21 protein-coding genes and 1 tRNA gene are annotated in these 25,232 nt (G+C 65.5%); 14 read left to right on the forward strand and 8 right to left on the reverse strand.

The window, feature by feature from the left end:
• The first annotated feature begins 124 nt into the window (after positions 1-124).
• The 7 genes from HUT07_RS03590 (at position 125) to HUT07_RS03620 (ending at position 10,266) form a co-directional block, all read left to right on the forward strand.
• Positions 125-556 carry a DUF2946 family protein gene (locus tag HUT07_RS03590; protein ID WP_176019770.1) on the forward strand — a complete coding sequence of 144 codons (432 nt, stop codon included), beginning with the start codon at positions 125-127 and terminating at the stop codon, positions 554-556.
• Between the two features lie 72 nt (positions 557-628).
• Positions 629-2,692, forward strand: a complete 2,064-nt coding sequence (locus tag HUT07_RS03595; protein WP_176019771.1) for a TonB-dependent copper receptor — start codon at positions 629-631, stop codon at positions 2,690-2,692.
• 291 nt (positions 2,693-2,983) lie between these two features.
• A complete protein-coding gene (locus tag HUT07_RS03600; RefSeq protein ID WP_176019772.1) occupies positions 2,984-4,090 on the forward strand; it encodes an efflux RND transporter periplasmic adaptor subunit in 1,107 nt (368 codons plus the stop codon).
• Complete coding sequence (locus HUT07_RS03605; RefSeq protein ID WP_176019773.1) at positions 4,087-7,212, forward strand: efflux RND transporter permease subunit; 3,126 nt, start codon at positions 4,087-4,089, stop codon at positions 7,210-7,212. The genes HUT07_RS03600 and HUT07_RS03605 overlap by 4 nt, the downstream gene beginning before the upstream one ends.
• Positions 7,205-7,744 carry a GNAT family protein gene (locus tag HUT07_RS03610; protein WP_176019774.1) on the forward strand — a complete coding sequence of 180 codons (540 nt, stop codon included), beginning with the start codon at positions 7,205-7,207 and terminating at the stop codon, positions 7,742-7,744. Before HUT07_RS03605 ends, HUT07_RS03610 begins: the two co-directional genes overlap by 8 nt.
• A 178-nt stretch (positions 7,745-7,922) precedes the next feature.
• Positions 7,923-9,440, forward strand: coding sequence for an alanine/glycine:cation symporter family protein (locus HUT07_RS03615; RefSeq protein WP_176019775.1), 1,518 nt, complete (start codon positions 7,923-7,925; stop codon positions 9,438-9,440).
• Entirely contained in the window at positions 9,433-10,266 is an 834-nt protein-coding gene (locus HUT07_RS03620) for a TrmH family RNA methyltransferase (RefSeq protein WP_176019776.1), read from the forward strand. Before HUT07_RS03615 ends, HUT07_RS03620 begins: the two co-directional genes overlap by 8 nt.
• A 569-nt stretch (positions 10,267-10,835) precedes the next feature.
• Here the strand turns inward: HUT07_RS03620 and HUT07_RS03625 are convergent.
• From HUT07_RS03625 to HUT07_RS03640, 4 genes are all read right to left on the reverse strand, one after another.
• Positions 10,836-12,257, reverse strand: a complete 1,422-nt coding sequence (locus HUT07_RS03625; RefSeq protein WP_176019777.1) for a M28 family peptidase — start codon at positions 12,255-12,257, stop codon at positions 10,836-10,838.
• A gap of 243 nt (positions 12,258-12,500) precedes the next feature.
• The gene (mscL, locus tag HUT07_RS03630) at positions 12,501-12,905 is read right to left on the reverse strand and encodes a large-conductance mechanosensitive channel protein MscL (RefSeq protein ID WP_176019778.1); all 405 of its coding nucleotides are present in this window, start codon (positions 12,903-12,905) and stop codon (positions 12,501-12,503) included.
• A 54-nt stretch (positions 12,906-12,959) separates the two neighbouring features.
• Positions 12,960-13,676 carry a fumarylacetoacetate hydrolase family protein gene (locus HUT07_RS03635; protein WP_176019779.1) on the reverse strand — a complete coding sequence of 239 codons (717 nt, stop codon included), beginning with the start codon at positions 13,674-13,676 and terminating at the stop codon, positions 12,960-12,962.
• 70 nt (positions 13,677-13,746) lie between these two features.
• On the reverse strand, positions 13,747-14,028 hold the full coding sequence (locus HUT07_RS03640) for a hypothetical protein (RefSeq protein WP_176019780.1): 282 nt from the start codon (positions 14,026-14,028) through the stop codon (positions 13,747-13,749).
• Between the two features lie 178 nt (positions 14,029-14,206).
• On the opposite strand from HUT07_RS03640, the gene HUT07_RS03645 reads away from it, so the two are divergent.
• Positions 14,207-14,542 (forward strand): Rieske (2Fe-2S) protein, encoded by a 336-nt coding sequence (locus tag HUT07_RS03645; RefSeq protein WP_049469607.1) that lies wholly within the window; start codon positions 14,207-14,209, stop codon positions 14,540-14,542.
• 320 nt (positions 14,543-14,862) lie between these two features.
• Here the strand turns inward: HUT07_RS03645 and HUT07_RS03650 are convergent, their stop codons facing one another.
• From HUT07_RS03650 to thiS, 4 genes are all read right to left on the reverse strand, one after another.
• A complete protein-coding gene (locus HUT07_RS03650; RefSeq protein WP_176019781.1) occupies positions 14,863-16,710 on the reverse strand; it encodes an SLC13 family permease in 1,848 nt (615 codons plus the stop codon).
• A 27-nt stretch (positions 16,711-16,737) separates the two neighbouring features.
• Entirely contained in the window at positions 16,738-17,472 is a 735-nt protein-coding gene (trmB, locus tag HUT07_RS03655; protein ID WP_089236613.1) for a tRNA (guanosine(46)-N7)-methyltransferase TrmB, read from the reverse strand.
• The gene (locus HUT07_RS03660) at positions 17,472-18,266 is read right to left on the reverse strand and encodes a thiazole synthase (RefSeq protein WP_089236612.1); all 795 of its coding nucleotides are present in this window, start codon (positions 18,264-18,266) and stop codon (positions 17,472-17,474) included. Before HUT07_RS03660 ends, trmB begins: the two co-directional genes overlap by 1 nt.
• Positions 18,267-18,380: 114 nt before the next feature.
• Positions 18,381-18,581 carry a sulfur carrier protein ThiS gene (thiS, locus tag HUT07_RS03665; protein ID WP_176022468.1) on the reverse strand — a complete coding sequence of 67 codons (201 nt, stop codon included), beginning with the start codon at positions 18,579-18,581 and terminating at the stop codon, positions 18,381-18,383.
• Between the two features lie 204 nt (positions 18,582-18,785).
• On the opposite strand from thiS, the gene HUT07_RS03670 reads away from it, so the two are divergent.
• The 6 genes from HUT07_RS03670 (at position 18,786) to HUT07_RS03695 (ending at position 25,225) form a co-directional block, all read left to right on the forward strand.
• On the forward strand, positions 18,786-20,618 hold the full coding sequence (locus HUT07_RS03670; RefSeq protein WP_176019782.1) for an autotransporter domain-containing protein: 1,833 nt from the start codon (positions 18,786-18,788) through the stop codon (positions 20,616-20,618).
• A 106-nt stretch (positions 20,619-20,724) separates the two neighbouring features.
• A tRNA-Gly gene (locus HUT07_RS03675) sits at positions 20,725-20,798 on the forward strand.
• Positions 20,799-21,304: 506 nt separating this feature from the next.
• On the forward strand, positions 21,305-22,891 hold the full coding sequence (locus tag HUT07_RS03680; RefSeq protein WP_176019783.1) for an N-acetylmuramoyl-L-alanine amidase: 1,587 nt from the start codon (positions 21,305-21,307) through the stop codon (positions 22,889-22,891).
• A gap of 161 nt (positions 22,892-23,052) precedes the next feature.
• On the forward strand, positions 23,053-23,931 hold the full coding sequence (rimK, locus tag HUT07_RS03685) for a 30S ribosomal protein S6--L-glutamate ligase (RefSeq protein ID WP_176019784.1): 879 nt from the start codon (positions 23,053-23,055) through the stop codon (positions 23,929-23,931).
• Positions 23,932-24,186: 255 nt separating this feature from the next.
• Positions 24,187-24,663, forward strand: a complete 477-nt coding sequence (locus tag HUT07_RS03690; protein WP_176019785.1) for a hypothetical protein — start codon at positions 24,187-24,189, stop codon at positions 24,661-24,663.
• An 88-nt stretch (positions 24,664-24,751) separates the two neighbouring features.
• A complete protein-coding gene (locus tag HUT07_RS03695; RefSeq protein WP_176019786.1) occupies positions 24,752-25,225 on the forward strand; it encodes a hypothetical protein in 474 nt (157 codons plus the stop codon).
• Positions 25,226-25,232 lie beyond the last annotated feature (7 nt).

Here is a 25,232-nt window from a genome sequence, read left to right on the forward strand (position 1 = left end):
GTTGTTGCTTCGGCCGTTGCCGTTGCTGTTGCCTCTGCGGGTGCAGGGCGCAGCCCTGCCGATAACCCCCTCCTGCGACGGTTCGTCGCACGGCGCCCCCGGGGGGCACCTCTAAACTAGCGCGGTGATCCGTACCGCCCGCCTGCATCGAACGTTGCTCCAGCTCGCCTTCGTCGCGACGCTGTTGATGGTGCTTGCGCCGCTTGTCAGCCGCGCGCTGCAGCCGCAGCCGATGGATCATGCGGGCATGGCAGGTATGGACCACACGGCCATGGGCCATGACATGCACGGCATGGCCATGGCAGGGCACGATCACCACGCTGCTGCGCCTGCAGCCCCCAGCCCTCCCGCCGATCCGCACGCCATGCATGGCGAGGCCTGCGAGTACTGCGTGCTGGCCATGCGCCTGCTGCCGTGGCTGGCAGTGCTGGTGCTGCTGCTGCCACTGCTGTGGCGGCCGAAGCTGGTGTTGCCACGGTCACAGCTGCGCCTGCCGCTGCTGCATTGGCCGGCGCATGCCGCGCGTGGCCCGCCGCTGATCTCCACCGTCCGCTGATTTCCCAATTGAATCCGTCGCGCGATGCCTGCAAGGGCGTCGCGCGCGCGTGCGTACCTTGGAGCTGTTTCCATGAAAATGACTTTCCCCGCCGCGGGCGCCCGTGTGCGCCTGCCGTTAGCCCTTGGCGCTGCCTTGAGCGCCCCCTTCGCCCATGCCGCGCCCGCTGAAGAAGCACGGACGCTGGATACGCTGGTGGTCACCGCCGCGGCGCCGTCCTCGCCCTTGCACTGGGTGACCGATCCGCGCCTGCCGCGGCAGCCGGTGCCGGCCAGCGATGGCGCCGATTACCTGAAGACCGTTCCCGGCTTTTCCGCCATCCGCAATGGCGGCACCAACGGCGATCCGGTGCTGCGCGGCATGTTCGGTTCGCGGCTGAACATCCTCAGCAACGATGGCAATCTGATTGGTGCGTGTCCCTCGCGCATGGACAACCCGCTGTCCTACATCTCGCCGGAGAGCTTTGACCGGCTGACCATCATCAAGGGCCCGCAGAGCGTGCGCTGGGGCGCGGGTGCGTCTGCGGGCACCGTGCGTTTTGAGCGCGATACCCCACGTTTCGACGAGCCCGGGCTGCGTGCCGATGCCAGCGCGCTGGTCGGTTCGCGCAACCGCAACGACCAGGTGTTGGACCTCACCCTGGGCAATCCGACGGGCTATGTGCGTGCCGGCGGCAACCGCTCCGAAGCCGATGACTACAAGGACGGCAACGGTGCTGTGGTTCCGTCGAAGTGGCGCAAGTGGAATGGCGATGTGGCCGTTGGCTGGACGCCAGATGCCGATACCCTGCTTGAAGTGTCCGCCGGTGCCGGCGATGCGATCGCGCGTTACGCCGGGCGCGGCATGGACGGCGCCGCGTTCGAACGCACCAGCTACGCCGCGCGCTTCGAGAAGCGCAACCTGCCCGGGGCATGGGACACGTTGCAGGCCAACGTGTACTACAACGAAGCCGACCACGTGATGGACAACTACACGCTGCGCGAGCCAAACCCGCACAGCATGATGCCGATGCCGATGGCATCGAACGTGGATCGCCGCACGCAGGGTGGGCGCATCAGTTCCGAATGGCGCTGGCAGGACGCGCAGCTGGTGGCCGGCGTGGATGGCGAGGACAGCCGTCACCGCGGCCGCATGGGCATGGGGCGCGACACCTACAAGCAGGCGGACTGGAACACCGACGCCAACTTCCGCCGCTACGGTGCATTCACTGAACTGACCCTCGGCGCCGACACCGACCAGCGCTGGATCGGCGGCCTGCGCGTGGATCGCGCCAGCGTGCGCGATGAGCGTGCCGATATCGGCGGCATGATGATGGCCATGCCCAATCCCACTGCCGGCCAGCGCCGCAGGGAATGGCTGGGCAGTGGGTTCCTGCGCTACGAACAGGATCTCGCCGACGGCCTGACCTGGTATGCCGGGCTGGGCCACAGCCAGCGCATGCCCGACTACTGGGAACTGTTCTCGCCCGATCATGGGCCGGCAGGCGCGGTGAACGCGTTTGCCGGCATCCAGCCCGAGCGCACCACCCAGCTCGACGTTGGCCTGCAGTACAAGGGGTCGCGCGTGCAGGCCTGGGTCTCGGCCTATGCGGGGCAGATCCAGGACTACATCCTGTTCACCTATCACGGCAGCGGCATGATGGGCATGAGCCAGGCCGACAACGTGCAGGCGCGCATTGCCGGTGCCGAGGCCGGGCTGCAGCTGCAGCTGGATGAGCAGTGGAAACTGGGCGGCACCCTGGCCTATGCCTGGGGCGAGAACCGCGACCAGCATCGCCCGCTGCCGCAGATGCCGCCGCTGGAAGCACGCGTGAGCGCGGGCTGGGAAGGCCGACGCTGGAGTGCCGGCGCGCTGGTGCGTGCGGTCACCCACCAGCATCGGGTCGCGGACGGGCAGGGCAACGTCGTGGCACAGGACCTCGGGCCGAGCAGCGGCTTTGCCACGCTGGCGCTCAATGCCGCCTATCGCTTCAGTTCGCAGCTGCAGCTCAGTGCTGGCGTCGACAATCTGTTCGACCGGGCCTACAGCGAGCATCTGAATCTGGCAGGCAGTGCCGACTTCGGCTTCCCGGCCGATCCGGTGCGCATCAACGAGCCCGGCCGCAGCCTGTGGATGAAGGTGAATTACCGGTATTGAGGCCGCAGGCCGTGCCGGATCACCGGGGTAAAAGAAACGGGGTCGGATCCCCGCCAGGTTCCGACCCCGCCCGGCGCCCTCGGCCGGGCCTCCCGACTGTACGACGGCATCGTCCGTCGTGGCGCGCCGGGATACATCCCGACATACGTCGACACCGTGCTGCGGACCCTTGCATGGAATGGGCGCGCGGCGCTATCGCAGCAGCGGTTCCACGTCGGTAAACGCTTGGCACATACCGCTTTTGCGGGGCCTTGCCTACACTCGGCGGCCGTGGATCGCTCAGGATTGTTCATGTTGGCTCGTATCGCTTCGACCCTGGCCCTTGGCCTCAGCCTGGCCGTGCTGGCCGGGTGCGCAGGCAAACAGGAGGCCGCCGCGCGTCGGCAGGGCGAAGCCGTGCCGGTCACCGCGCAGGTCGTGCGGACGATGCAGTGGAATGACACGCTGCAGGCGCTGGGCACGGCCAAGGCGCGCGAGTCGATCAGCGTGACCGCCAAGGTGAGCGAGATCGTCGAGAAGGTGCATTTCGAAAGTGGCCAGCAGGTCGCCGCCGGTGCGCCGCTGGTGACCCTGCGCGGGCAGGCCCAGGAAGCTGCCCTGGTGCAGGCGCAAGCGACCTTCCGCGAAGCCGACCAGTTGTACAAGCGCCAGCGCGAACTGGCGGCACAGCGGTTGGTGTCCAGCGCGACCCTGGACACGCAGAAGTCGATCCGCGACGCCGCCGAAGCACGCGTGGCGCAGATGCAGTCGGACATCGGCGACCGTCGTGTGCGCGCGCCGTTCGCCGGCGTCCTCGGCATCCGCCAGATCAGCCCGGGCACGCTGCTGACGCCGACCACGGTGATCGCCACCCTCGATGACGTCGAGCGCATGCACGTCGATTTCCAGGTGCCGGAAGTGGAGCTGGCGTCGCTGACCACCGGCGACAAGGTGCAGGCCACCAGCGTGGCTTGGCCGGGCCGCACCTTCGAAGGCGAGGTCAGCACCATCGATGCACGCATCGATCCAGCTACCCGTGCGGTGACCGTGCGTGCCGACTTCGCCAATGGCGACCACGCACTGCGTCCGGGCATGCTGCTCGACGTGCGTCTGTTCCATCCCGATCGACCCGCACTGGTCGTGCCGGAAATTGCCGTGGTGCAGGTCGGTCGCGACAGCTTCATGTACCGCATCAAGGCCGATGACACCGTCGAACGCGTGGACGTGGTCACCGGCGCACGTCGCGCTGGCGTGGTCGAGATCAAGCAGGGCCTGCAGGCCGGCCAGCGCATCGTGGTGGACGGCACCGGCAAGCTGCGTGCAGGCCTGAAGGTGGCGGCCACCGACGCCGCGCCCGCCAGTGGCGCGCAGCCGGCGACGGCTGAAGGCCCGGTCGCTGCCGAGGGTCACGGCGGATGAAGCTGTCTGACATCTCCATCCAGCGGCCGGTGTTTGCCGTGGTGATGAGCCTGTTGTTGCTGGTGCTGGGCGTGATGTCCTTCACCCGCTTGACCCTGCGCGAACTGCCGGCCATCGATCCGCCGATTGTCTCGGTCTCGGTGGATTACACCGGCGCGTCGGCAGCGGTCATCGAAAGCCGGATCACCCAGGTGCTGGAAGACGCGCTGGCCGGCATCGAAGGCATCGATACGATCAATGCGCGCAGCACCAACGGCCGCTCGCAGGTCAGCATCGAGTTCACCTCCAACCGTGACATCGAAGCGGCGGCCAACGACGTGCGCGATGCGGTCAGCCGCGTGGCCGATCGCATGCCCGAAGAGGCACGGCCACCGGAGATCGCCAAGGTCGAGAGCGATGCCGATCCGATCATCTGGTTCAACATGGTGTCCTCGACCATGGACACGCTGGAACTGAGCGATTACGCCGACCGCTACGTGGTCGACCGCTTCTCCAGCCTGGATGGCGTGGCCCAGGTCCGCATCGGTGGCCGCCAGCGCTACGCGATGCGCATCTGGCTGGACCGTGACCAGCTGGCCGCACGTGGCCTGACCACTGGCGACATCGAAACCGCGCTGCGCAACGAGAACGTGGAACTGCCGGCCGGCCGCATCGAGTCCACCGATCGCGATTTCACCCTGCGCGTGGAGCGCAACTACATCAAGCCGGAAGATTTCGCGACCATCCCGCTGGGCAAGGGCAGTGATGGCTACGTGGTGCGCATGGGCGATGTGGCGAAGATCGAGCTGGCCTCGGCCGAGCGTCGCGCCTACTACCGCAGCAACGGCGAGCCCGGCATCGGCCTGGGCATTGTCAAGACCTCCACCGCCAACTCGCTGGACGTGGCGCGTACCGCGCGCGCTGAAGCCGAGCGTGTCGCGCTGACCCTGCCCAAGGGCACGCAGATCTTCGTTGCCTTCGACAACACCACCTTCATCGAGGCCGCCGTCGACCGCGTGTACGCCACGCTGGTGGAAGCGATGATCCTGGTGCTGGCGGTGATCTGGTTGTTCCTCGGCAGCTTCCGTGCGGCGTTGATTCCGGCGGTAACGGTGCCGGTGTGCCTGGTGGCCGCGTTCATCGCGCTGTACGCATTCGACTTCTCGATCAACCTGCTGACGCTGTTGGCGCTGGTGCTGTGCATCGGCCTGGTGGTGGATGACGCGATCGTGGTGGTGGAAAACGTGCAACGCCGCATCGACCTGGGCGAGCCGCCGCTGGTGGCGTCCAAGCGCGGTACCGCACAGGTGGCGTTCGCGGTGATCGCCACCACCGCCGTGCTGGTGGCGGTATTCCTGCCGGTCGGCTTCCTGGAAGGCAATACCGGGCGCCTGTTCCGTGAACTGGCGGTGGCCCTGGCCGCAGCGGTCGCGCTGTCGGCGTTCGTGGCGCTGACGCTGACCCCGATGATGGCCTCCAAGCTGCTCAAGCCGCATACCGGGCAAGCACCGCGCGGGCTGCACGGTTTCATCAACCGCAATCTGGAACGCCTGGCCGGCGCTTACGGTCGCGTGCTCGATCATCATGTGGATCGCACCTGGATCTACCTGCTGGTGATGGTCGCTGCGTTGGCGGCCAGCTGGCTGCTGATCAAAGTGCTGCCTTCGGAACTGGCCCCGGCCGAAGACCGTGGCTCGTTCCAGATCATGATCGACGGCCCGGAAGGCGCCGGCTACGACTACACCGTGCAGCAGGTGCAGCAGGTGGAAGCGCTGCTGGCACCGCATGTGGGCGCGGACAAGCCGATCGTGCGCGCCAACCCGCGCGTGCCCGGCGGCTTCGGCGCAAGCGAGGAAATGCACACCGGCCGAGTCAGCGTGTTCCTGCAGCCGTGGCGCCAGCGCAGCGAAGGCACGCCGGAAGTGGCCAACGAACTGCAGAAGGAACTGGACACCATCCGTGGCGTGCGCGTGCGTACCCAGGTGGGAGGCGGGCTGGTGCGCAGTGGTGGGCAGCCGTTCCAGATCGTGCTGGGTGGCCCGGAATACGCCGAGATCGCGCAGTGGCGCGACCGCATCCTGCTGCGCATGGCCGACAACCCCGGTCTGGTCGGCCCGGACTCGGACTACAAGGAAACCCGTCCGCAGATGCGGGTGAACATCGACCGTCAACGTGCGGCCGACCTCGGCGTGCCGGTCACCGCGATCGGTTCGGCGCTGGAAACGATGATGGGCTCGCGCCGCGTCACCACCTTCGTCGACAACGGCGAAGAGTACGACGTGCTGGTCCAGGCCGGCCGTGATGGCCGCGCCAGCCCGGCCGACCTCGCCGCTATCCGCGTGCGTGCGACCTCCGGCGAACTGGTGCCGTTGTCCAACCTGGTCACCCTGAGCGAAGTGGCCGAAGCCGGTACCTTGAACCGCTTCAACCGGCTGCGCTCGATCACCATCAGCGCCGGCCTGGCGCCGGGGTATCCGCTGGGCGAGGCCATCGCCTGGGCCCAGCAGGTCACCGGCGAAGAGCTGCCGCAGTACGCGCAGGTGAACTGGAAGGGCGAATCGCGCGAGTACCAGAGTGCGGGCGGCGCGGTGCTGCTGACCTTCGCCATGGCCCTGCTGGTGGTGTACCTGGTGCTGGCCGCGCAGTTCGAGAGCTTCATCCATCCGCTGACGATCATGCTGACCGTGCCACTGGGCGTGCTCGGTGCGCTGGTCGGCCTGTGGCTGAGCGGAGGGACGGTGAACCTGTTCAGCCAGATCGGCATCGTCATGCTGGTGGGCCTGGCGGCCAAGAACGGCATCCTGATCGTCGAGTTCGCCAACCAGCTGCGCGACGACGGGCGAACCGTACGTGAGGCGATCATCGAATCGGCGATGGTGCGCCTGCGTCCGATCCTGATGACCTCGATCGCCACCGTGGTCGGCGCCATCCCGTTGGTGGTGGCCGGTGGCCCGGGTTCGGCCAGCCGTGGCACCATCGGCATCGTGATCATCTTCGGCGTCACCCTGTCCACCTTCCTGTCGCTGTTCGTGGTGCCGGCGTTCTACGCGCGGCTGGCCCCGTACACCCGCTCGCCGGAAGCGGTGAAGCGTGAGCTGGAGAAGCAGGAAGCCGACTCGCCGTCGGTGGGCGGGCATGCCTGAGTCGGCGCGCATTCTGCAGGGCGAAGGCTTCCTCCTGCGCCGCTGGCGCAGCGATGACCTGGAGTCGCTGCTGCGCCATGCCAACGACGCGGACGTCTCGCGTGGGCTGCGTGACCGCTTCCCGTATCCGTACACCCGCGAGGATGGCGAAGCCTTCCTGGGCGGGCGCGTGCTGGCCCCGGGCACGCTGAACCTGGCCATCGAGATAGATGGCCAGGCCTGCGGCAGCGTGGGCGCCCAGCAGGGCGTGGCCGAGCGCGGTCATATGGCTGAACTTGGCTACTGGCTGGGCCAGGCCTACTGGGGCCAGGGCCTGATGACCCGCGTGGTCGGCCTGTTCGCGCCGTGGGTGATGGACGAACTGCGCCTGTTCAGGCTGCAGGCCGGGGTGGTCGACTTCAACCTCGGCTCGGCACGGGTACTGGAAAAGAACGGCTTCCAGGAAGAGGGCGTGGATCGCTGCGCGATCTACAAGCGGGGTGAGCTGCACGACCTGCGCCGCTTCGCCCGGGTGCGCACGCAGCTGCCTTGAATGGCCGCCGGGCATGGCCCGGCGCTGCTTGGGGCGGGATCGCTCTTGTCGGTAGCGCCGGGCCATGCCCGGCGGATTCCTTCTGGCGCTATCGCAGCGACCTTCGATCAGGGAGAATCGACCGGTCCCCTCCAGCCGACGGGACGTCCTTACAACCCGCCGACTGGAGAGAGCGCGCGTGGAAGCTACCGTACATTTCATCAACAGCATCATCTGGAGCAAGGCGCTGATCTTCATGTGCCTTGCCGCCGGCCTGTTCTTCAGCCTGCGGACGCGCTTCATGCAGATCCGTGGTTTCGTCGAGATGTGCCGCCTCACCGTGTCCGGTGAGAAATCCGATGCTGGCGTGTCCTCGTTCCAGGCCCTGGCCATGTCGATGGCCGGCCGCATGGGCATCGGCAACATCGCCGGTGTGGCGACCGCCATCGCCTTCGGCGGCCCCGGCGCGATCTTCTGGATGTGGGTGATGGGTTTCCTCGGCGCGTCCACCTCGTACGTGGAATGCACCCTGGCGCAGATCTACAAGACCAAGGATGCCGAAGGCCGCTATCGCGGTGGCCCGGCCTATTACATCGAAAAGGCGATGGGACTGAAGTGGTACGCCATGGCCTTCGCCATCGCCACGATCATCGCCGCCGGCTTCCTGATGCCCGGCGTGCAGGCCAACGCGATCGCCGACAGCGTCATCAATGCCTGCCGTGGTACCGCGCTGTGCGGCCCGCTCGATGGCCAGGCCTTTGGCATGGAATCGGCGCAGGCGCTGAAGCTGGGCATCGGCATCGTCGTCGCGCTGCTGCTGGGCGTGGTGATCTTCGGTGGCGTCAAGCGCATCGCCAACTTCGCTGAAGTGGTAGTGCCGTTCATGGCGGCCGGCTTCATCCTGATGGCCATCGTCATCATGATCATCAACTATGACCGTGTGCCGGAAATGTTCGGCATCATCTTCAAGAGCGCGTTCGGTACCCACGCTGCGTTCGGCGCGATGATGGGCCTGGCGGTGGAGTGGGGCATCAAGCGCGGCATCTATGCCAACGAGGCTGGGCAGGGTTCGGGCCCGCACGCTGCGGCCGCCTCCGAGGTCTCGCATCCGGCCAAGCAGGGTTACGTGCAGGCCTTCGCCATCTACTTCGACACCATGATGGTGTGCACCGCCACCGCCTTCCTGATCCTGGCCAGCGGCACCTACAACGTGTATTCGCCGGTACCGGGTGGCGCGCCGATCTTCCAGGGCCTGGCCGGCATTCCCGAAGGTGCGGGCTACGCGCAGGCCGGTGTGGAAGCGGTGCTGCCGGGCTGGGGCTCGGCGTTCGTCTCGATCGCCATCTTCTTCTTCGCCTTCACCACGATCATGGCCTATTACTACATGGCCGAAACCAACCTCAGCTATGTGAACCACAACAGGAAGCGGCCGCTGACAGTGCTGCTGCTGCGCCTGGGCATCATCGGCATGGTGGTATTTGGCGCCTTCCACAACGCCACCCTGGCCTGGGCGTTGGGTGACATCGGCGTAGGCCTGATGGCCTGGCTGAACATCATCGCCATCCTCATCGTGCAGAAGCCGGCCATGCTGGCCCTGCGCGATTACGAACGACAGAAGAAGCTCGGCCTCGATCCGATCTTCGACCCCGATGCCCTGGGCATCAAGAACGCCGATTTCTGGCGTCAACGCAAGCTGGAGTTGTCCCGTAGTGAATGATCCCTGGAAGAATGCCCGCCGCCCGTCGTCGCGACCGCCGCGGGCCACCCCGCTGCCACCGCGTGAGGGCGGCACCCCGCCACCGCCGGGTCGTGGCAACGACGAACTGCGCCTGTATGGCTGGAACGCCGTGCAGGCCCTGTTCGCCAAGCGCCCGCAGGCGCTGCGCAAGCTGTACCTGGTGGAATCGCTGATTCCGCGCATGCAGCCGGTGCTGAAGTGGTGCGTGGCCAACCGCGTGGGCTATCGCGTGGTGGAAGAGGGCGACCTCAACAAGCTGGCCGCCACCACTCACCACGAAGGCCTGGTGGCCGACGTGCTGCGTGCGCCGGTGCTGCCGCTGGCGCAGTGGCTGGCCGAACTGGGCGAAGGCCCGGCGCTGGCGCTGTGGCTGGATGGCGTTGGCAATCCGCACAACTTCGGTGCGATCCTGCGCTCGGCCGCGCACTTCGGCGTCAAGGCGCTGCTGCTGCCGGCCGGAAGCACGCTGGCGCTGTCCGGTGCTGCCGCACGCGTGGCTGAAGGCGGCGCCGAGTCGGTGCCGTTGGTGCAGTTGCCTGAGGGTGCAGAAGCGATGGCGCAACTGCGCGCCGCTGGCTTTGGCCTGGCTGCGACCCTGGTCGAGGGTGGCGAGGACGTGTTCCGTGCGTCGCTGCCGGCACGCCTGGTGTACGTGATGGGTGCTGAAAGCGAAGGCATGGATCGCGGCCTGGCCAGCCAGTGTGACCAGCAGCTGTCGATTCCCGGCAGTGGCGCGGTTGAAAGCCTGAATGTCGCTTCCGCCACGGCGGTGCTGCTGGCGCAGTGGGCCAGTCGACGCGGCTGAGTGTCGCCCGGTGGGTGCGAACCTTGGTTAGCACCGCTCCTGCCGCTGCGCTCGCCGGGCATGGCCCGGCGCTACCGAAGCGGGATCTGCCTTGGTGGGGGCGAATCTTGATTCGCACCGCTCCCGCCGCTGCGCTCGCCGGGCATGGCCCGGCGTTACCGATGCAGGATCTGCCTTGGTGGGTGCACCGCTCCCGCCGCTGCGCTCGCCGGGCATGGCCCGGCGTTACCGATGCAGGATCTGCCTTGGTGGGTGCGAACCATGGTCCGCACCGCTCCTGCCGCTGCGCTCGCCGGGCATGGCCCGGCGCTACCGAAGCGGGATCTGCCTTGGTGGGGGCGAACCTTGATTCGCGCCGCTCCCGCCGCTGCGCTCGCCGGGCATGGCCCGGCGCTACCGATGCAGGATCTGCCTTGGTGGGTGAGAACCTTGGTTCGCACCGCTCCTGCCGCTGGGCTCGCCGGGCATGGCCCGGCGCTACCGATGCAGGATCTTCCTTGGTGGGTGCGAACCTTGGTTCGCACCGCTCCTGCTGCTGCGCTCGCCGGGCATGGCCCGGCGCGACTGCATCACTCGTTCGGCGGCGTGGTCGTCTTGGCTTCGCTGCCGAAGCTGCCATCGGCTTCCGCCGCCAGATACGCAAACACGGTGTAGGCCGCCACGTTCTGCGCGAGCGCCTTCGGGTCGATCTTGTCGAGCGTGTCGTCGGCGGTGTGGTGCAGGTCGAAGTAGTCCGAGCCATCCTGCGCCAGCCACGCCCATGCACCGCCCTTGGCCGCCAGTGGGCCGACGTCCGGGCCCGGGCCACCCTTGTCGGCCTGGTACTCGATGCCCAGCGGCTTCATCACCTCGGCAATCTGCTTGGTCGCCTCGCGCGAGCTTTCCGGGTTCGGCGAGCCGGTGTTGAAGGCATAGATGCGGCCAGCGCCGAAATCGCTCTCCGCGGCCAACTGGTGCAGGGCCACGTCCTTGGCATGCGCCTCGGCGTAGGCCTTGCCGCCATACAGTCCCTGTTCTTCGTTGGCGAAGGCAACCACGCGGATGGTGCGCTTTGGTGCCTGCTTGAGCTGGCCAATCAGATGACCGGCGGCCATGGTGATGCCCACGCCCGCGCCGTCATCCACCGCGCCGGTGCCCAGGTCCCATGAATCCAGGTGGCCGCCGATGACGACCACTTCCTTCGGCAGCGTGCGGCCGGTGATCTCACCGATGACGTTGTACGAGGTCGCCGTGCCATCCCAACCGCAGTCCAGCGCCACCTTCACCGTGGTGCTGCCACGGGCCAGCAGGCGCGCCAGCTGGTCGGCATCGGGCACCGACAGTGCGGCCGACGGCACCGGGGTCAGGCCATCGTCAAAACGGGTGATGCCGGTGTGCGGCACGCGGTGCGAATCGGTACCGGCTGAACGCATCAGGAAGCCGACCGCGCCCTTGCGGATGGCCTCGGACGGGCCCTTGCTGCGGATCGCGCCGCCGCGGCCATAGTCGCGGCCATCGCGGAACGGCAGCATCTGGTAGTCGACGAAGGCGATCTTGCCCTTCAGCGAACCGGCCGGTGCGGCCTGCAGCGCGGCCAGGTCGGCGAAGCGCACCACCTCGGCTTCCACGGTGCCGCCCGGGCTGCCACCCAGTGCGGTGATCTGCAGCGGCTGCGGGTTCTTGCCCGTCACCGCGGCGTGTTCACTGCGGCGTTCCCACTTCGGGAAGGTCACCGGTTCCTTCCAGACCTTGTCAAAGCCCAGTGCCTTGAACTTGGCTTCGGCCCAGGCCACGGCGCGGGCGTCGGCTTCGCTGCCGGCAATGCGCGGACCGATTTCGGTGGTCAGCGATTCGACCACCTTCCAGCCGGTGTCGTCGGCCAGCGCCTGGTCGCGCAGCTGCGCGGCCGTGGCCAGCGAGGCGGGCGGCAGGGTGGTGGCATGCGGCGCCGCGAAGGCCGGCGCGGCCAGCAGGGCGAGGGAGGATGCGATGGCAAGGACGCGGCGACGCATGGACAGCTCCGGGAAGGGTGTAAGCCTTGGAGCTTAACAGTCGTTCAGCGCCGCGCATGGGTGGGAGGTCATGGCTCCAGCGAACGCTGTTTTCCGGCCATGAACGGCAAAGCGAAAGCCCCGCCGGGGTGGGGCTTTCGTATGCTTCCGTAGAGCCGAGCCCATGCTCGGCTGCCGTTTCCAGATCAGCCGAGCGTGGGCTCGGCCCTACAGGTGGCAGGGACGCCAACGGCGCCCGGCGCCTTACTTCTTCAGGTTGTCGCGGATTTCGCGCAGCAGCAGAACTTCCTCAGCCGGTGCTGCCGGTGCTGCTTCCTTCTTGCGCGACAGGCGGTTGATCACCTTGATCACCAGGAAGATGGCGAAGGCCACGATCACGAACTGGATCAGCGTATTGATGAAATCACCGTAGCCGATCACCACGGCCGGAATTTCCTTGCCATCCGGCCCGATGCTGGCCGGCGACAACGTCCACGCCAGATGCGAGAAATCCACCCGGCCGATCAGATAGCCCAGCGGCGGCATGATGATCTTCTCCACCAGCGCGGTGACGATCTTGCCGAAGGCCGCGCCGATCACCACGCCGACGGCGAGGTCGATGACGTTGCCGCGCATCGCGAATTCCTTGAACTCGGTGAGCATTCCCATTGTTGTTTTTCTCCGGTGGGGAAGTGGACAGCGCGCAGGGTAGCGCAGGTGATGTCAGCCGGCGATCACGCCGTGGCGCTCGGCCACGTTCTCAAGGCGCGCGCTGAAACGGTCGCCGGGGTTGAGCGCGGCTACGCCGGAGGGCGTACCCATGAACACCAGGTCGCCGGCACGCAGCTGCCACAGCTTGGACAGCTCGTGCAGGATCTCCGGCACGTTCCAGATCATCTGGTCGAGCAGGGACTGCTGGCGTACTTCGCCGTTGATCTCCAGCGACAAGTTGAGCGCGGCCAGGTCGCCGACTTCACCGGCATGCACGATCTCGCTGATCGGCGCGGAGGCATCGAAGCCCTTGGCCGAATCCCACGGATGCCCCTTCTCCTTGGCGGCGGCCTGCAGGTCGCGGCGGGTCAGGTCCAGGCCCACGGCATAGCCATAGACCAGTGCCTCGGCATCGCCCACGGCCAGTTCGCCGGCAGGCGCGTCACGGCCGATCGCCACCACCAGTTCCACCTCGTGGTGCAGGTTGCCGGTGGCAGGCGGGTAGGGGATCACATCGTCGTGGCCGACCACGATCGCATCGGCCGGCTTGGTGAAGAACATCGGGCGGCCACGATCATCTGCGGCAGGCACGGCAGCGCCCATCTCACGCGCATGGTCGGCGAAGTTGCGGCCGACGCAGTAGATGCGGTGCACGGGAAAGCTGCCGCCGCCAACAACCGGCACACGCGGCGTGGCTGCAGCAGGGATCACATCGGAGACATCGGACATGCGGGCATCCAGAAAGGGAGTGCCCGCAGTCTAGAACGCAGCAAGGCCCGCCGTCAGCGGGCAGCGTCGATCAATGCGAGGTCGGCAGCGCCGACTTGCGCACCACGTGGTACTCACCCTCGACCACGTTCGGATCGATCGGGCGGCGCGGGCCGGGCTTGCGCGAAGCCAGCAGCTTCCACGCCAGACCCACCAGGATCATGGCCGCACCGACGAATACGCCGATGAACACCATCGCGGCCAGGATCGCCAGGCCGAGCAGGCCTACGGCAACGCGCACCAGCGGATGGCGCGGCTTGCGCGGGGCAAACAGGGTGCGGAACTGGTTGAAGGCGAAATCGCGATTGAACATGGTGGCTCGATAGGCTGGAAATCAGCGAGCCATGAGTATCGGCAGCTGCCACTGTCATTGAGTGAAAAACTCGTTAAATATAGCCTTGGCTTATTACGGATCAATGACTTGTGTTCATGTCGCAGCTAGTCACATGACCAGGCATGCGACAATGCGCGATTCCGTCCGAGCCTTCGCCATGACTGCCGCTGTTGCCCTGATCACCCTTGATGCCATTGCCGATGGCGCGTTTGCCGAGGTTGAAGCGGTGGTCGATGGCGATGCCGAGTCGCTGCTGTTGTACCGCGACGGTGAACAGGTGCGCGCGTTCCTGAACATCTGCCCGCACGCGGGCCGCCGCCTGGACTGGGCCCCCGGCCAGTTCCTGAAGAGCCGCGAAGGCCACCTGGTCTGCGCCGCCCACGGCGCCTCGTTCGCGCTGGACAGCGGCGATTGCATCGCCGGCCCCTGCAAGGGCGACCGCCTGCGCGCAGTGCCGGTGGACGTGCGCGACGGGCAGGTCTACCTGGCCTGATGCATCGGTGTGCGGACCAACGGTCCGCACCCACCAAGCCAACAGTCCGCACCCAACAGATCAACAGGTATCCAGAGATCCATCCACGCATGGCGTGGATCTACTGCAGATTGCAGTGATCTGTCGAAGGCGGGGTGGGTCCGGTTGCGGGGGCGTGAGCGCCATGGATGGCGCGACCGAGCTTACAGGGACGTACTTGCAGCGTCCCCCGCAACCGGACCCACCCCGCCATCCCACGGATAGCCAGCTTTTGCTGTTGCTCCGGCTGTTGCCGTGGCTTCTGCGGGTGCAGGGCGCCGCCCTGCCAACAAACCCCAACCTCAGAACATCAGGTTGATCATCACCACCACCACGCACGTATAGATCAGCGACAGCGGGCCGCCGACCCGCCACATCTCACGCGGGGTGTAGTTGGCCGGGCCGGTGATCATCGAAATCACCGGGTTCGACGCCGTCATCAGGTTGTTGGACGCCGACAGCGCCACGATCAGCGCGAACGCGGTCGGGTTGCCGCCGGCCGCCAGCGCCAGGTTCACCGCGATCGGCACCATCACGATGGTCGCCCCCACATGGCTGATCACCAGCGAGAACACCGTGGTCAGCAGGGCCAGCGCCAGCTCCAGCACCCAGATCGGAATGCCGGTGGGCAGCTTGTCGATGGTATGACCGGCCACCCACGCCGCCGCACCACTGGAATCCATCGCCCAGCCAAGCGGAATCAGCCCGGCCATCATGAACACCGTCTTCCAGTTGATCGAGGCATAGGCCTCGTCCATGCGCAGCACGCCGGTCAACAGCATGCCGGCCACGCCGGTCATCAAGGTCAGCGCCACCGGCAGCTTGCTGGTCAGCGCGATCAGGATGGTCAGGGCGAAAATCGCCATGGCGATCTTGAACTTGTGCGGGCGCTGCTCGCCGGTCGGGTAGTCGGTCACCACCACGAAGTCGCGGCTCTTGGCCGCCTGAGCCAGATCGGTCCAGATGCTGTGGAAGACCAGCATGTCGCCGGCGCGCAGCTGCACATCGCGCACATCCTCGCGGATCACCTGCTTGTCACGGTTGATCGCCAGCAGGCTGATGCCGCGTTCCTTGCGCAGGCGCAGGTCGGCCGCGCTCTTGCCGATCACGTTCGAGGTCGGCGGCACCACCGCTTCGGAAATGCCGGCGCGGCTGGGATTGAACAGATCGCCCAGGTGTTTCAGGCGCGAGGACATGCGCAGGAACTGGTTCTGCGCGAAATCGTGGATCTGTTCGCGCGGGCCCATTGCCCCCAGCACGCTGCCCACCCAGATGCGCATTTCGGCCGGCGGCGCCAGGCGGGTGTCGTTGCCGGTCTTCAGCGCCAGCAGCAGTGGCGCATCGTGCAGGTTCTCGGCTTCGCCCAGGGTCATGCCGACCAGCGGACTCTCGGCGGTGACCACCAGCTCGAACACATCACCTTCGATGCCGTAGGTCTTGGCGAAGTAGCTCTCGGTACGCGCCGGGGTGACCCCGTCGTTGACCAGGCTTTCTTCTTCCACCAGCTTGCGGTCGCCGTAATAGCGGAAATACAGCAGCGAGGCGATCAGCAGTGCCACGCCGATCGGCAGCGGCGCGAACATGCGCAGCGGCTCGATGGTAGCCAGGCCGGAGGGCAGGTTGTTGTTGGCCGAGGCCAGCAGATCGTTCAGCAGGATCAGCGGTGAGTTGCCGACCATCGTCAGTGCGCCGCCCATCACGATCGCTGCCGAGATCGGCAGCAGCAGGCGCTGCATGGTCAGCCCGGTGCGTGCGGCCAGGCGCGAGGCGACCGGCAGGTACAGCGCCATCACCGACGGATTCTGCATGAAGGACGAGTTCAGGCCAGCGATGGCCGTGGTCATCATCAGCAGCCGCTGCTCCACACCGTGGCCGCGCCGCAGCAGCCAGGCCGCGAGTCGGTTCAGCGCGCCGGTGCGGTCCAGGCCGGCACCGAGGATGGTGGTGGCGATGATGCTCATCACCGCGTTGCCGGAGAAGCCGCCGAAGATCTCCTCCGGCGCGATCAGGCCGGTCACGCCCAGCACCACCAGTACCACCAACGCGACCACGTCGGCGCGGATGCGCTCGAACAGGAACATCGCCATTGTGAAGCCGACCAGCCCGAGCACGAGCTTCATGTCAGTGGTCAGCGTCAGCGCGGTATCCATGTGGGGCGCGGCGTCCTCAGGCGTTCATCAGGTGCGGTCGTACAGCAGGTCCCAGACGCCATGGCCGAGCTTCTGGCCGCGGGTCTCGAAGTGGGTCTGCGGGCGCCAGTCCGGGCGCGGCACGCTGCCACGCGGGCCGGCGCGGTTGACCAGGCCGGGGGTGGCATCCAGCACGTCCCACATCTGTTCGGCGTAATCCTCCCAGTCGGTGGCACAGTGCAGGCGGCCGCCGGAGCGCAGCTTGCGCACCAGCAGTTCGGCAAAGCCCGGCTGGATCAGGCGACGCTTGTTGTGGCGCTTCTTGTGCCACGGGTCGGGGAAGTAGATGCGCACTTCGTCCAGCGCGCCATCGGCGATTTCCTTTTCCAGTACTTCCACCGCGTCGTGGTGGTACAGGCGCACGTGGTCGGCGTTGTCGTCGGCCAGCGCGTTCAGCAGCCGGCCGACACCGGGGGCGTGCACTTCCAGACCGATGTAGTCGCGGCTCGGGTCATGCTGTGCGGCAAAGCGCAGCGCGGCGCCGTTGCCAAAGCCGATTTCCAGCACCTTGCGCGCATCGCGGCCGAAGGTGGCATCCAGATCACGCGGTTCGCCGCTGAAATCCAGGCCGAAGCGTGGCCAGCGTTCGTCGAACGCGCGCTGCTGGGCGGGGGTGAAGCGCCCCTGGCGCAGCACGAAGCTGCGCACTTCACGGCGGCCTTCGTTGACCGTGAACGGCTTGGGCGGCGCCTTCGAACCGGCGCTGTCGAATGGATTGGTCATCAGCCGATCAACCCATCGATTGGCGAGGACGCACTGGCATAGCGCTTGCGCGGAATGCGGCCGGCCAGGAACGCCTCGCGGCCCGCTTCCACGGCCTTGCGCATGGCGCTGGCCATCAGCACCGGGTGGCGCGCACCGGCGATGGCGGTGTTCATCAGCACGCCGTCGCAGCCCAGCTCCATAGCGATTGCTGCATCCGACGCGGTGCCCACGCCTGCGTCGACGATGATCGGCACCTTGGCGTCTTCGATGATCTGCAGCAGGTTGTACTTGTTCTGGATGCCCAAGCCCGAACCGATCGGCGCGGCCAGCGGCATCACCGCAGCGCAGCCGATCTCTTCCAGGCGCTTGGCCAGGATCGGGTCGTCGGAGGTATAGACCATCACCTCGAAGCCGTCCTTGACCAGCTGTTCGGCCGCCTTGAGGGTCTGCACCACATCCGGGTACAGCGACTTCTGGTCGCCCAGTACTTCCAGCTTGGTCAGGTTGTGGCCGTCCAGCAGTTCGCGGGCCAGGCGGCAGGTGCGCACGGCATCCTCGGCGGTGTAGCAGCCGGCGGTGTTGGGCAGGATGGTGTAGCGGTCCGGCGGCAGCACGTCGAGCAGATTCGGTTCGCCCGGGTTCTGGCCGATGTTGGTGCGGCGGATGGCCACGGTGACGATCCGGGCGCCTGCGGCCTCGGTGGCCAGGCGGGTTTCTTCCAGATCCTTGAACTTGCCGGTGCCGGTGAGCAGCCGCGAGCTGTAGGTCTTGCCGGCGATCACCAGCGAATCGGGGGAGACATGAGCGTTCATGGCGCGATTATCGCTTATCCGCCTGAAGATGGGGTCGTCGTGTCGATCCCGCCGGAGACGTGAGCGAGGGTAGTGCCGGGCCATGCCCGGCGAGCGCAGGGCGCGGGCTTTGCTTCAACCACCGCCCAGTGCGTGCACGATCTCCACCACGTCGCCTTCGGCCAGCAGATGCTCGCCATGACGACTGCGGCTGACGATCTCGCCGTTGACCTCCACCGCCACCCGGCGTTGCAGCAACTGTTCGGCCGCCAGCAGGTCCAGGAGGGTCGCCGAAGCGGGCAGGGTGCGGGGTTCGCCATTGAGCTGGATGTTCATGCGGCCATTGTCGCTGATCGCCGGTTCGCATCGGAACTGTTGCAAGTTGTGCCCTACGCCCGCACCGGCAAAGCCCGCCTGGCCTGGCTTGGGCGACAATCCATGCGGCGGCGCAGCGTGAGCAATCGGCGGCGTGGTGAAACCATTCACCGTGCGCCGGCGTACGTGTGCCGGATCCTCAACATTTCCCCCAGGAGTTTCAACATGCTGCTCAGCAAACGCCCGATCCGCTCCCTCATGGCGGCCGCGATCGCGCTGGCCGCGCTGCCGGCCATGGCAGGCGAATCCCCGTTCACCAACACCGTGTTCTTCGGCGACAGCCTGACTGACGGCGGCTACTACCGTCCGTTGCTGCCGGCCGATGCGCGCCCGGTGGCGGGCCAGTTCACCACCAACCCGGGTTGGGTGTGGGCGCAGTTCGTGGCCGACTATTACGGCACCAATGCCGCCCCGAATGGCAACGGTCAGAACGGCGACAACTACGCTGTTGGTGGCGCCCGCGTGGGTACCGACCTGACCCAGCCGGGCTTCGGCAACGTGCCGGTGCCGTCGCTGAAGACGCAGATGGCCAAGTACTTGGCGGCCAACGGTGGCAAGGCCGATCCGAACGCGCTGTACACCGTGTGGGGCGGCGCCAACGATCTGTTCTCGATCACCGCGCCGGCACAGGCGCCGGCCGTCATCGGCGCGGCGGTGACCGACCAGATCGGCATCGTGGCCAGCCTGAAGCAGGCCGGCGCCCAGTACGTGATGGTGCCGAACCTGCCTGACGTCGGCATCAGCCCCGGGTTCATCGACCGCGGTGCGGCCGGCCAGGCGCTGGGTACCGCCCTGTCCACCGCCTACAACAATGCCTTGTATGGCGGCCTGAAGCAGGCCGGCATCGAGTTCATCCCGCTCGATACCTACACGCTGCTGCACGAAATCGTCGCCAACCCCGGCATGTACGGCTTCAGCAACGTCACCGGCCGTGCGTGCCTGGTGGCCTCGTCGCTGAGCTGCAGCCCGCTGGCTTATGCGCGTCCGGATGCGGCAAGTACCTACCTGTTCGCTGATGACGTGCACCCGACCAGTGCCGCCCACCAGATGCTGGGCCAGTACGCCATTTCGATCCTGGAAGGCCCGCGCCTGCAGCAGGTGCTGAGCCACTCGGCGCAGACCATCGGCCGCTCGCGCGCCGACCAGGTCAGCCTGCACCAGGCCGGCCGCCCGGCCGACGGCATGTCCTGGTGGGGTGGCGTGCGCGGCGACATGCAGCGTTACGACCATGCCGATCTGTACGACGGCCTGGCCCCGGCTGGCCTGTTCGGTGTCGACTGGGCGCGTGACGGCATGGTCTTCGGCGGTTTCGCCGGCTTTGGCCGTCTGAATGCCGACTTCGGCAACAGCCGTGGCGATTTCACCCAGAAGGACACCACCGCTGGTCTGTTCGCCGGTTGGTATGGCGACCGCATCTGGGTCAATGGCCAGGTCAGCTACACCTGGTTGTCCTATGACGTGAACCGCAAGGTCCAGCTCGGCCCGGCGACCCGCGAACACGGCGGCTCGCCGGACGGCAGCAACCTGACCGCCGCCCTGAACGCTGGTTACGAGTTCGGCACCGAAGGCGGCTTCCGCCACGGCCCGATCGCTTCGGTGATCTGGCAGCAGGTCAAGATCGACGGTTACACCGAAAGCGCCAATGCTGGCACCCTGGCTACCGCGCTGGGTTACGGCAAGCAGGATGCCGATTCCACCGTGGGCCGTATCGGTTGGCAAGCGCGCTTCGACGGCGGCACTGTCAAGCCGTACGTGCAGGTAACCTACGACCACGAGTTCGAAGACACCAAGCAGGCCAGCGCCTGGGTGCAGAGCCTGCCGGACGTGGGCATGTACCGCGTGCCGGGCATGGACTTCGACAAGAACTATGCAACCGCCATCATGGGCGCGCGCATGGAGCTGTTCGGCCTGCAGAGCAACATCGGCCTGAGCGCCACCACCCTGCAGAAGCGTGCGCAGGACGCGACGCTGTTTGCCAGCTTCAGCGGCAGCTTCTGATGCAGACGACGGCAGGCCTGCGGGCCTGCCGTCACCGCAACGGGCAGGCTACAAGGGCCTGCCCGTTGCGTTTGAACACGTGCCCCGCATAGACTTGTCGGGCAACGCGGGCGTAGCTCAATGGTAGAGCTGTAGCTTCCCAAGCTACTGACGAGGGTTCGATTCCCTTCGCCCGCTCCAGAATTTGAACCCCGACAGCGGTTGCGCCGTTGCCGGGGTTTTTTTATTTTCCCGGCATGTGGAACTTCAACAGTTCTGATGTTGTGCAATGTAGTCCACCGTTACCGCCTGTTTTTCAGGGGAACAGGAATGGCAGAGACGGTGTTGCTCCCCGATTGCACCCGATCTTTCTTTCCGCTGGTTTCGGTAAGCAGCAGCATGTGAGGCGGTGTGTTGGTCGGGCCGTATTTGCAATGCACCCCCTTTGCCCTCTGTTCGTGTGGCATGAAGTGCTGGCTGGGCGATGATGGATGGGGATTCTGGCGCATGTTCCGAGCGGTAGTGGCGGAAGTGTGATGAATATTTTATTTTAGTTGAGAAGTGGTTCCTGTTTCGGGTAAATAACTCCGGGGTGTGGCGTTGAATGCGTGCCATCTCTGATCAGCTGTTTACACTCCAAGTCAGGTTCAGCGGATGGACTACCGCTTTGGGCCTATCCCAACACGCACTCCACAGGAAGGATGCAAGTGAATATTAATAAAGGAAAGATCGTGCTTGGCTGGGCGCTGGCTTCGCTGCTGGTGTCATTCACTGACGCTGCCATGGCGCAGTCAAGTCCTGCTCAGGGAAATTTGACCATAAGTCAGCAGCGGCAGTTGGAGTCGATGATTAAGGATCTTGTGCGCGACGTGATCCGTGAAAATGACTTGCAGGTGGGTTCCGCGGAAAATCCACAGTTGAAGGTGACTTATGATCAGATAAAGCATGATGTCATCATTGATTTCGGCAGGTCGGCGGTCCCCAAGCGGCATACGCTCACTTTTGATGAGCACCTGCAGCTGATCTTCCAGACGGTCAACGATACTGTTGCCCCCTCTGTGCAGGTGTCCGGCATCAAGTTTTTGTTTGGTGGCGTCGACATCTACACCTATTTTCCGGAAGATCGCGGTCCGGTCGAAAATCCAGGTCGAAAATCCAAGGGTGTTTCGCCAGCATCTGCGGGAAACCCTGTCATGTTGATTTCAGCAGGTCACGGTTATGTCCTTGTGAATGCAACGAATCCGGCCACGTCTTACTGGGCGTATCAGCGACCAACGGTGGGAAATCAGATCGAGGATCTACAGACCATTGTTCTGGCGGCGGCAGTTGAGTCGAGCGTTGCTGCGCGGAGTGGCAGTGTTTCTCGCTACCTGGCCCGATCCACATCAAATGATGCCTACACTGCGGCATGTTCCGGCAGCCCCATCGTCTGCCCGCCGTTCAAGAATATGGCCGGTCGGTACTACCTTGAGAGCATTCTTCCTGGCAATCCGGAGATCTGGAACAATTACTCCGCTCAGAACCTGCACAGCCCGAAAGATCACGAGAGCGACGACATCCGGTCGCGCGGTCTCTACGCGAACCATCTTCAGGCTGATCAGATGATCACAATTCACACCAATGCGGCGTCGATCGATGGCGCGCCGCAGACAACTGCGTCGGGAACCCGTATTTACTTCAATGGCGCCAAGACCGGTGCGGATGAATTGGCGACAAATGTCACCTGTGCGATGAAGGAGATCATCAACGCCAGCGCGCAGTATCCGTCGTGGGTAGTGACCAAGCAGGCGTCCACCACCGGCTACGGCGAGAATAATTTTGCCAATCTCCCGGCAATCGTCATCGAGGTTGGTTTCAAGGACAACGTCACTGATGCTGCGGCCATGGCCGACCCGGTGTTCCAGGGGTTGATGGCAAAGGGGGTCGAAAAAGGTGCGCGGCTCTCACGCGGGTCTGAAATCTGCAAACCCTTCAAATTGCTCAGTGCAGCTAATGCCAGCGGCCCCCATGGCACCAAGCCAGCCGTCAAAATTTCTTACGAAGGGTTCCCGCAGTATCCCATCAAGGTGCATGCGCATGTGGCCAGTTGCCCGTCTGGCACCTGCAACGATGCTGATTTCACGATCAACTCTCCTGAGAACGGAAACACCTTTTCCTGGAAGTTTGGCTGCAACTCTTCAGCGTCAAGGCCGTCGATTACCTACGGCGTTGAAACTACTGCCGTGGACGCTGATGGCGTGAGAGTGGCTGCCATTGCATCAACGGTGACCTGCCAGAAGGTCACATCCATGTAATTCGCGGCCAAGCAGTGCGGAGGTGCTTGCTCCGGAAGACCGTGCGGTATGTTGGCCCCGGCAATGCGCTCTATTGCCGGGGTCTTCCGTTGCCCGAACAGCATCATCCACCCGCAACGCCGCCACGCTATGCTGCGCGCCTGCCGACCGATCCCACTGCGATGAAGCTCGCCATCCTGTCCCGCAACACCCGGCTGTACTCCACCCGTCGGCTGGTCGAGGCCGCGCGCGCGCGCGGCCACACCGTACGCATTCTCGACCCGCTGCGCTGCTACATGCGCATCGCCGCCGATGGCTTCTCGATGCACTACAAGGGCCGGCCGATGACCGGCGTGGACGTGGTGATCCCACGCATTGGCGCTTCGGTCACCCGCTATGGCACCGCTGTTCTGCGCCAGTTCGAACTGATGGGCGCGCGCACGCCGAATCCATCCGACGCGATCCTGCGCTCGCGCGACAAGCTGCGGGCACACCAGCTGTTGGCGGCCAAGGGCATCGACATGCCGGTCACCGTCTTTGGCGACAACCCGGATGACACCGTTGATCTGTTGTCCATGCTCGGCCCACCGCCGCACGTGGTGAAGCTCAATGAAGGCACCCAGGGTCGCGGCGTGATCCTCACCGAGAAGGCGAGTGCTTCGCGCGGCATCGTCGAGGCCCTGCGTGGGCTGTATGCCAACTTCCTGATGCAGGAGTTCATCGGCGAGGCCAAAGGCGCCGACCTCCGCTGCTTCGTGGTCGGCGACCAGGTGGTGGCGTCGATGCAGCGCCAGGCCCCGGAGGGGGATTTCCGCTCGAACCTGCACGCCGGTGGCACGGCTGTGGCGTCCAAGGCCAGCCGGGCCGAGCAGCAAGTGGCGGTGCGTTCGGCCAAGGCGCTGGGGCTGGGGGTATGCGGGGTGGACCTGATCCGCTCCGAGCGCGGCCCGCTGGTGCTGGAAGTGAACTCCACCCCCGGCCTGGAGGGGATCGAGGCGGCCTGCGGGGTGGACGTGGCCGCACGCATCATCGAGCATGTCGAGAAAATAAAAAAATCCTGATATTTCAGTGGCTTGAAATTTAGTTCAGGCAGGGTTGGCGGGTTTAACACCGCTTTAATCGGCCCGGGCGTAGCCTTCAACGAACCGCAGCTCTGCCTCTCAGCAGGATCGGTATCGGGATACAACTTCAGGCCCAGGCGGGTGCACCGCCTGGGTCTTTTTTATGCCCGAAGTCCCCCTGCCAAGGGTCCCTTGTGGGCGCGCTGGGACACTCGTAGAGTTGGGCCTTCGTTCCGAAGGATCGGGAGGTTGGCGATGTACCGCACCACGATGATCGTGCTGTTGCTGTGCCTGCCTGGCGTTGCATTGGCCAAGCCGGAAAAGGCGGCTGTGCAGATGGACCGCCAGAGCCCGGTGGCCGAGCAGGTCCGCCAGGTCGAAAAAGCCCTGCAGCAGGGCGACTACAACGAAATCTCCGCCGATGATCGCAGTCAGGTCCAGCAGGCGCTGGCGCGGATCACCCAGCGGATGGGCGACAGGCAGACTGTCCAGGAGCTGCCACCGCAGGTGCAGAACGACGTTTTCAACGATCAGGAGCGGATCAACAGCATCCTGACGCGCGCCCACGAAGACAGTCGCCAGATCTGCTCGTACCAGCGCACCACGGGCAGCAACATGCCAAAGAGCCGCTGTCTGACCGTCGCCGAACGGCGCCGTATCGAAGAGAAGGGCAAGGCCCTGCTCAACGACCAGCGCACCTACAGCAACGTGAACCCGGATTCCAAGCTTTAAGGCCACCTGCGCCCTGCCGGCCAGCACTTGCTGGCAGAGCGCGCATCCGCATACAGTCGGCGTTCACCTCAGACAGGGATTCGTTTGTATGAAGCATCCAGTGATATCAGCAGTTCTGGTTTCGGCCTTGGCCCTGGTTGCTGCCTCGGCAGCGGCCAAGAGCGCCGAAGAGGTATTCCTGCCGGGCAAGCCGCTGCTGCAGCAGGTTGAGCGCATCGAGATCGAGCTCAACGATGGCGAAACCTATTCCGAGCTGCGCCAGGAAGAGCGGGGCAAGGTCCGTGAGACCCTGGTTCGCATCCGCACTGCCGCCGAGCAGTATCCGACCCGGGACGCGATGCCTGAATCGGTACGAACCGAGGTCTTCAACGATCAGCAGGTCGTGAACACCGTTTTGACACAGGCGCGTGAAGATAGTCGTCTAATATGCCGACGTGAGAAGGCCATTGGTTCCAACATGTCGTCCACGCAGTGCATGACCGTCGCCGAGCGTGCTCGGCAGAAGGACAAGGCACAGCGCGACATGAGCCAGGCCCAGCGCGTCGGTAAATTCGTCAATTAGAGGTGAC

The sequence above is a fragment of the Stenotrophomonas sp. NA06056 genome, from assembly GCF_013364355.1.
In the GTDB taxonomy this organism is placed as follows: Bacteria; Pseudomonadota; Gammaproteobacteria; order Xanthomonadales; family Xanthomonadaceae; genus Stenotrophomonas.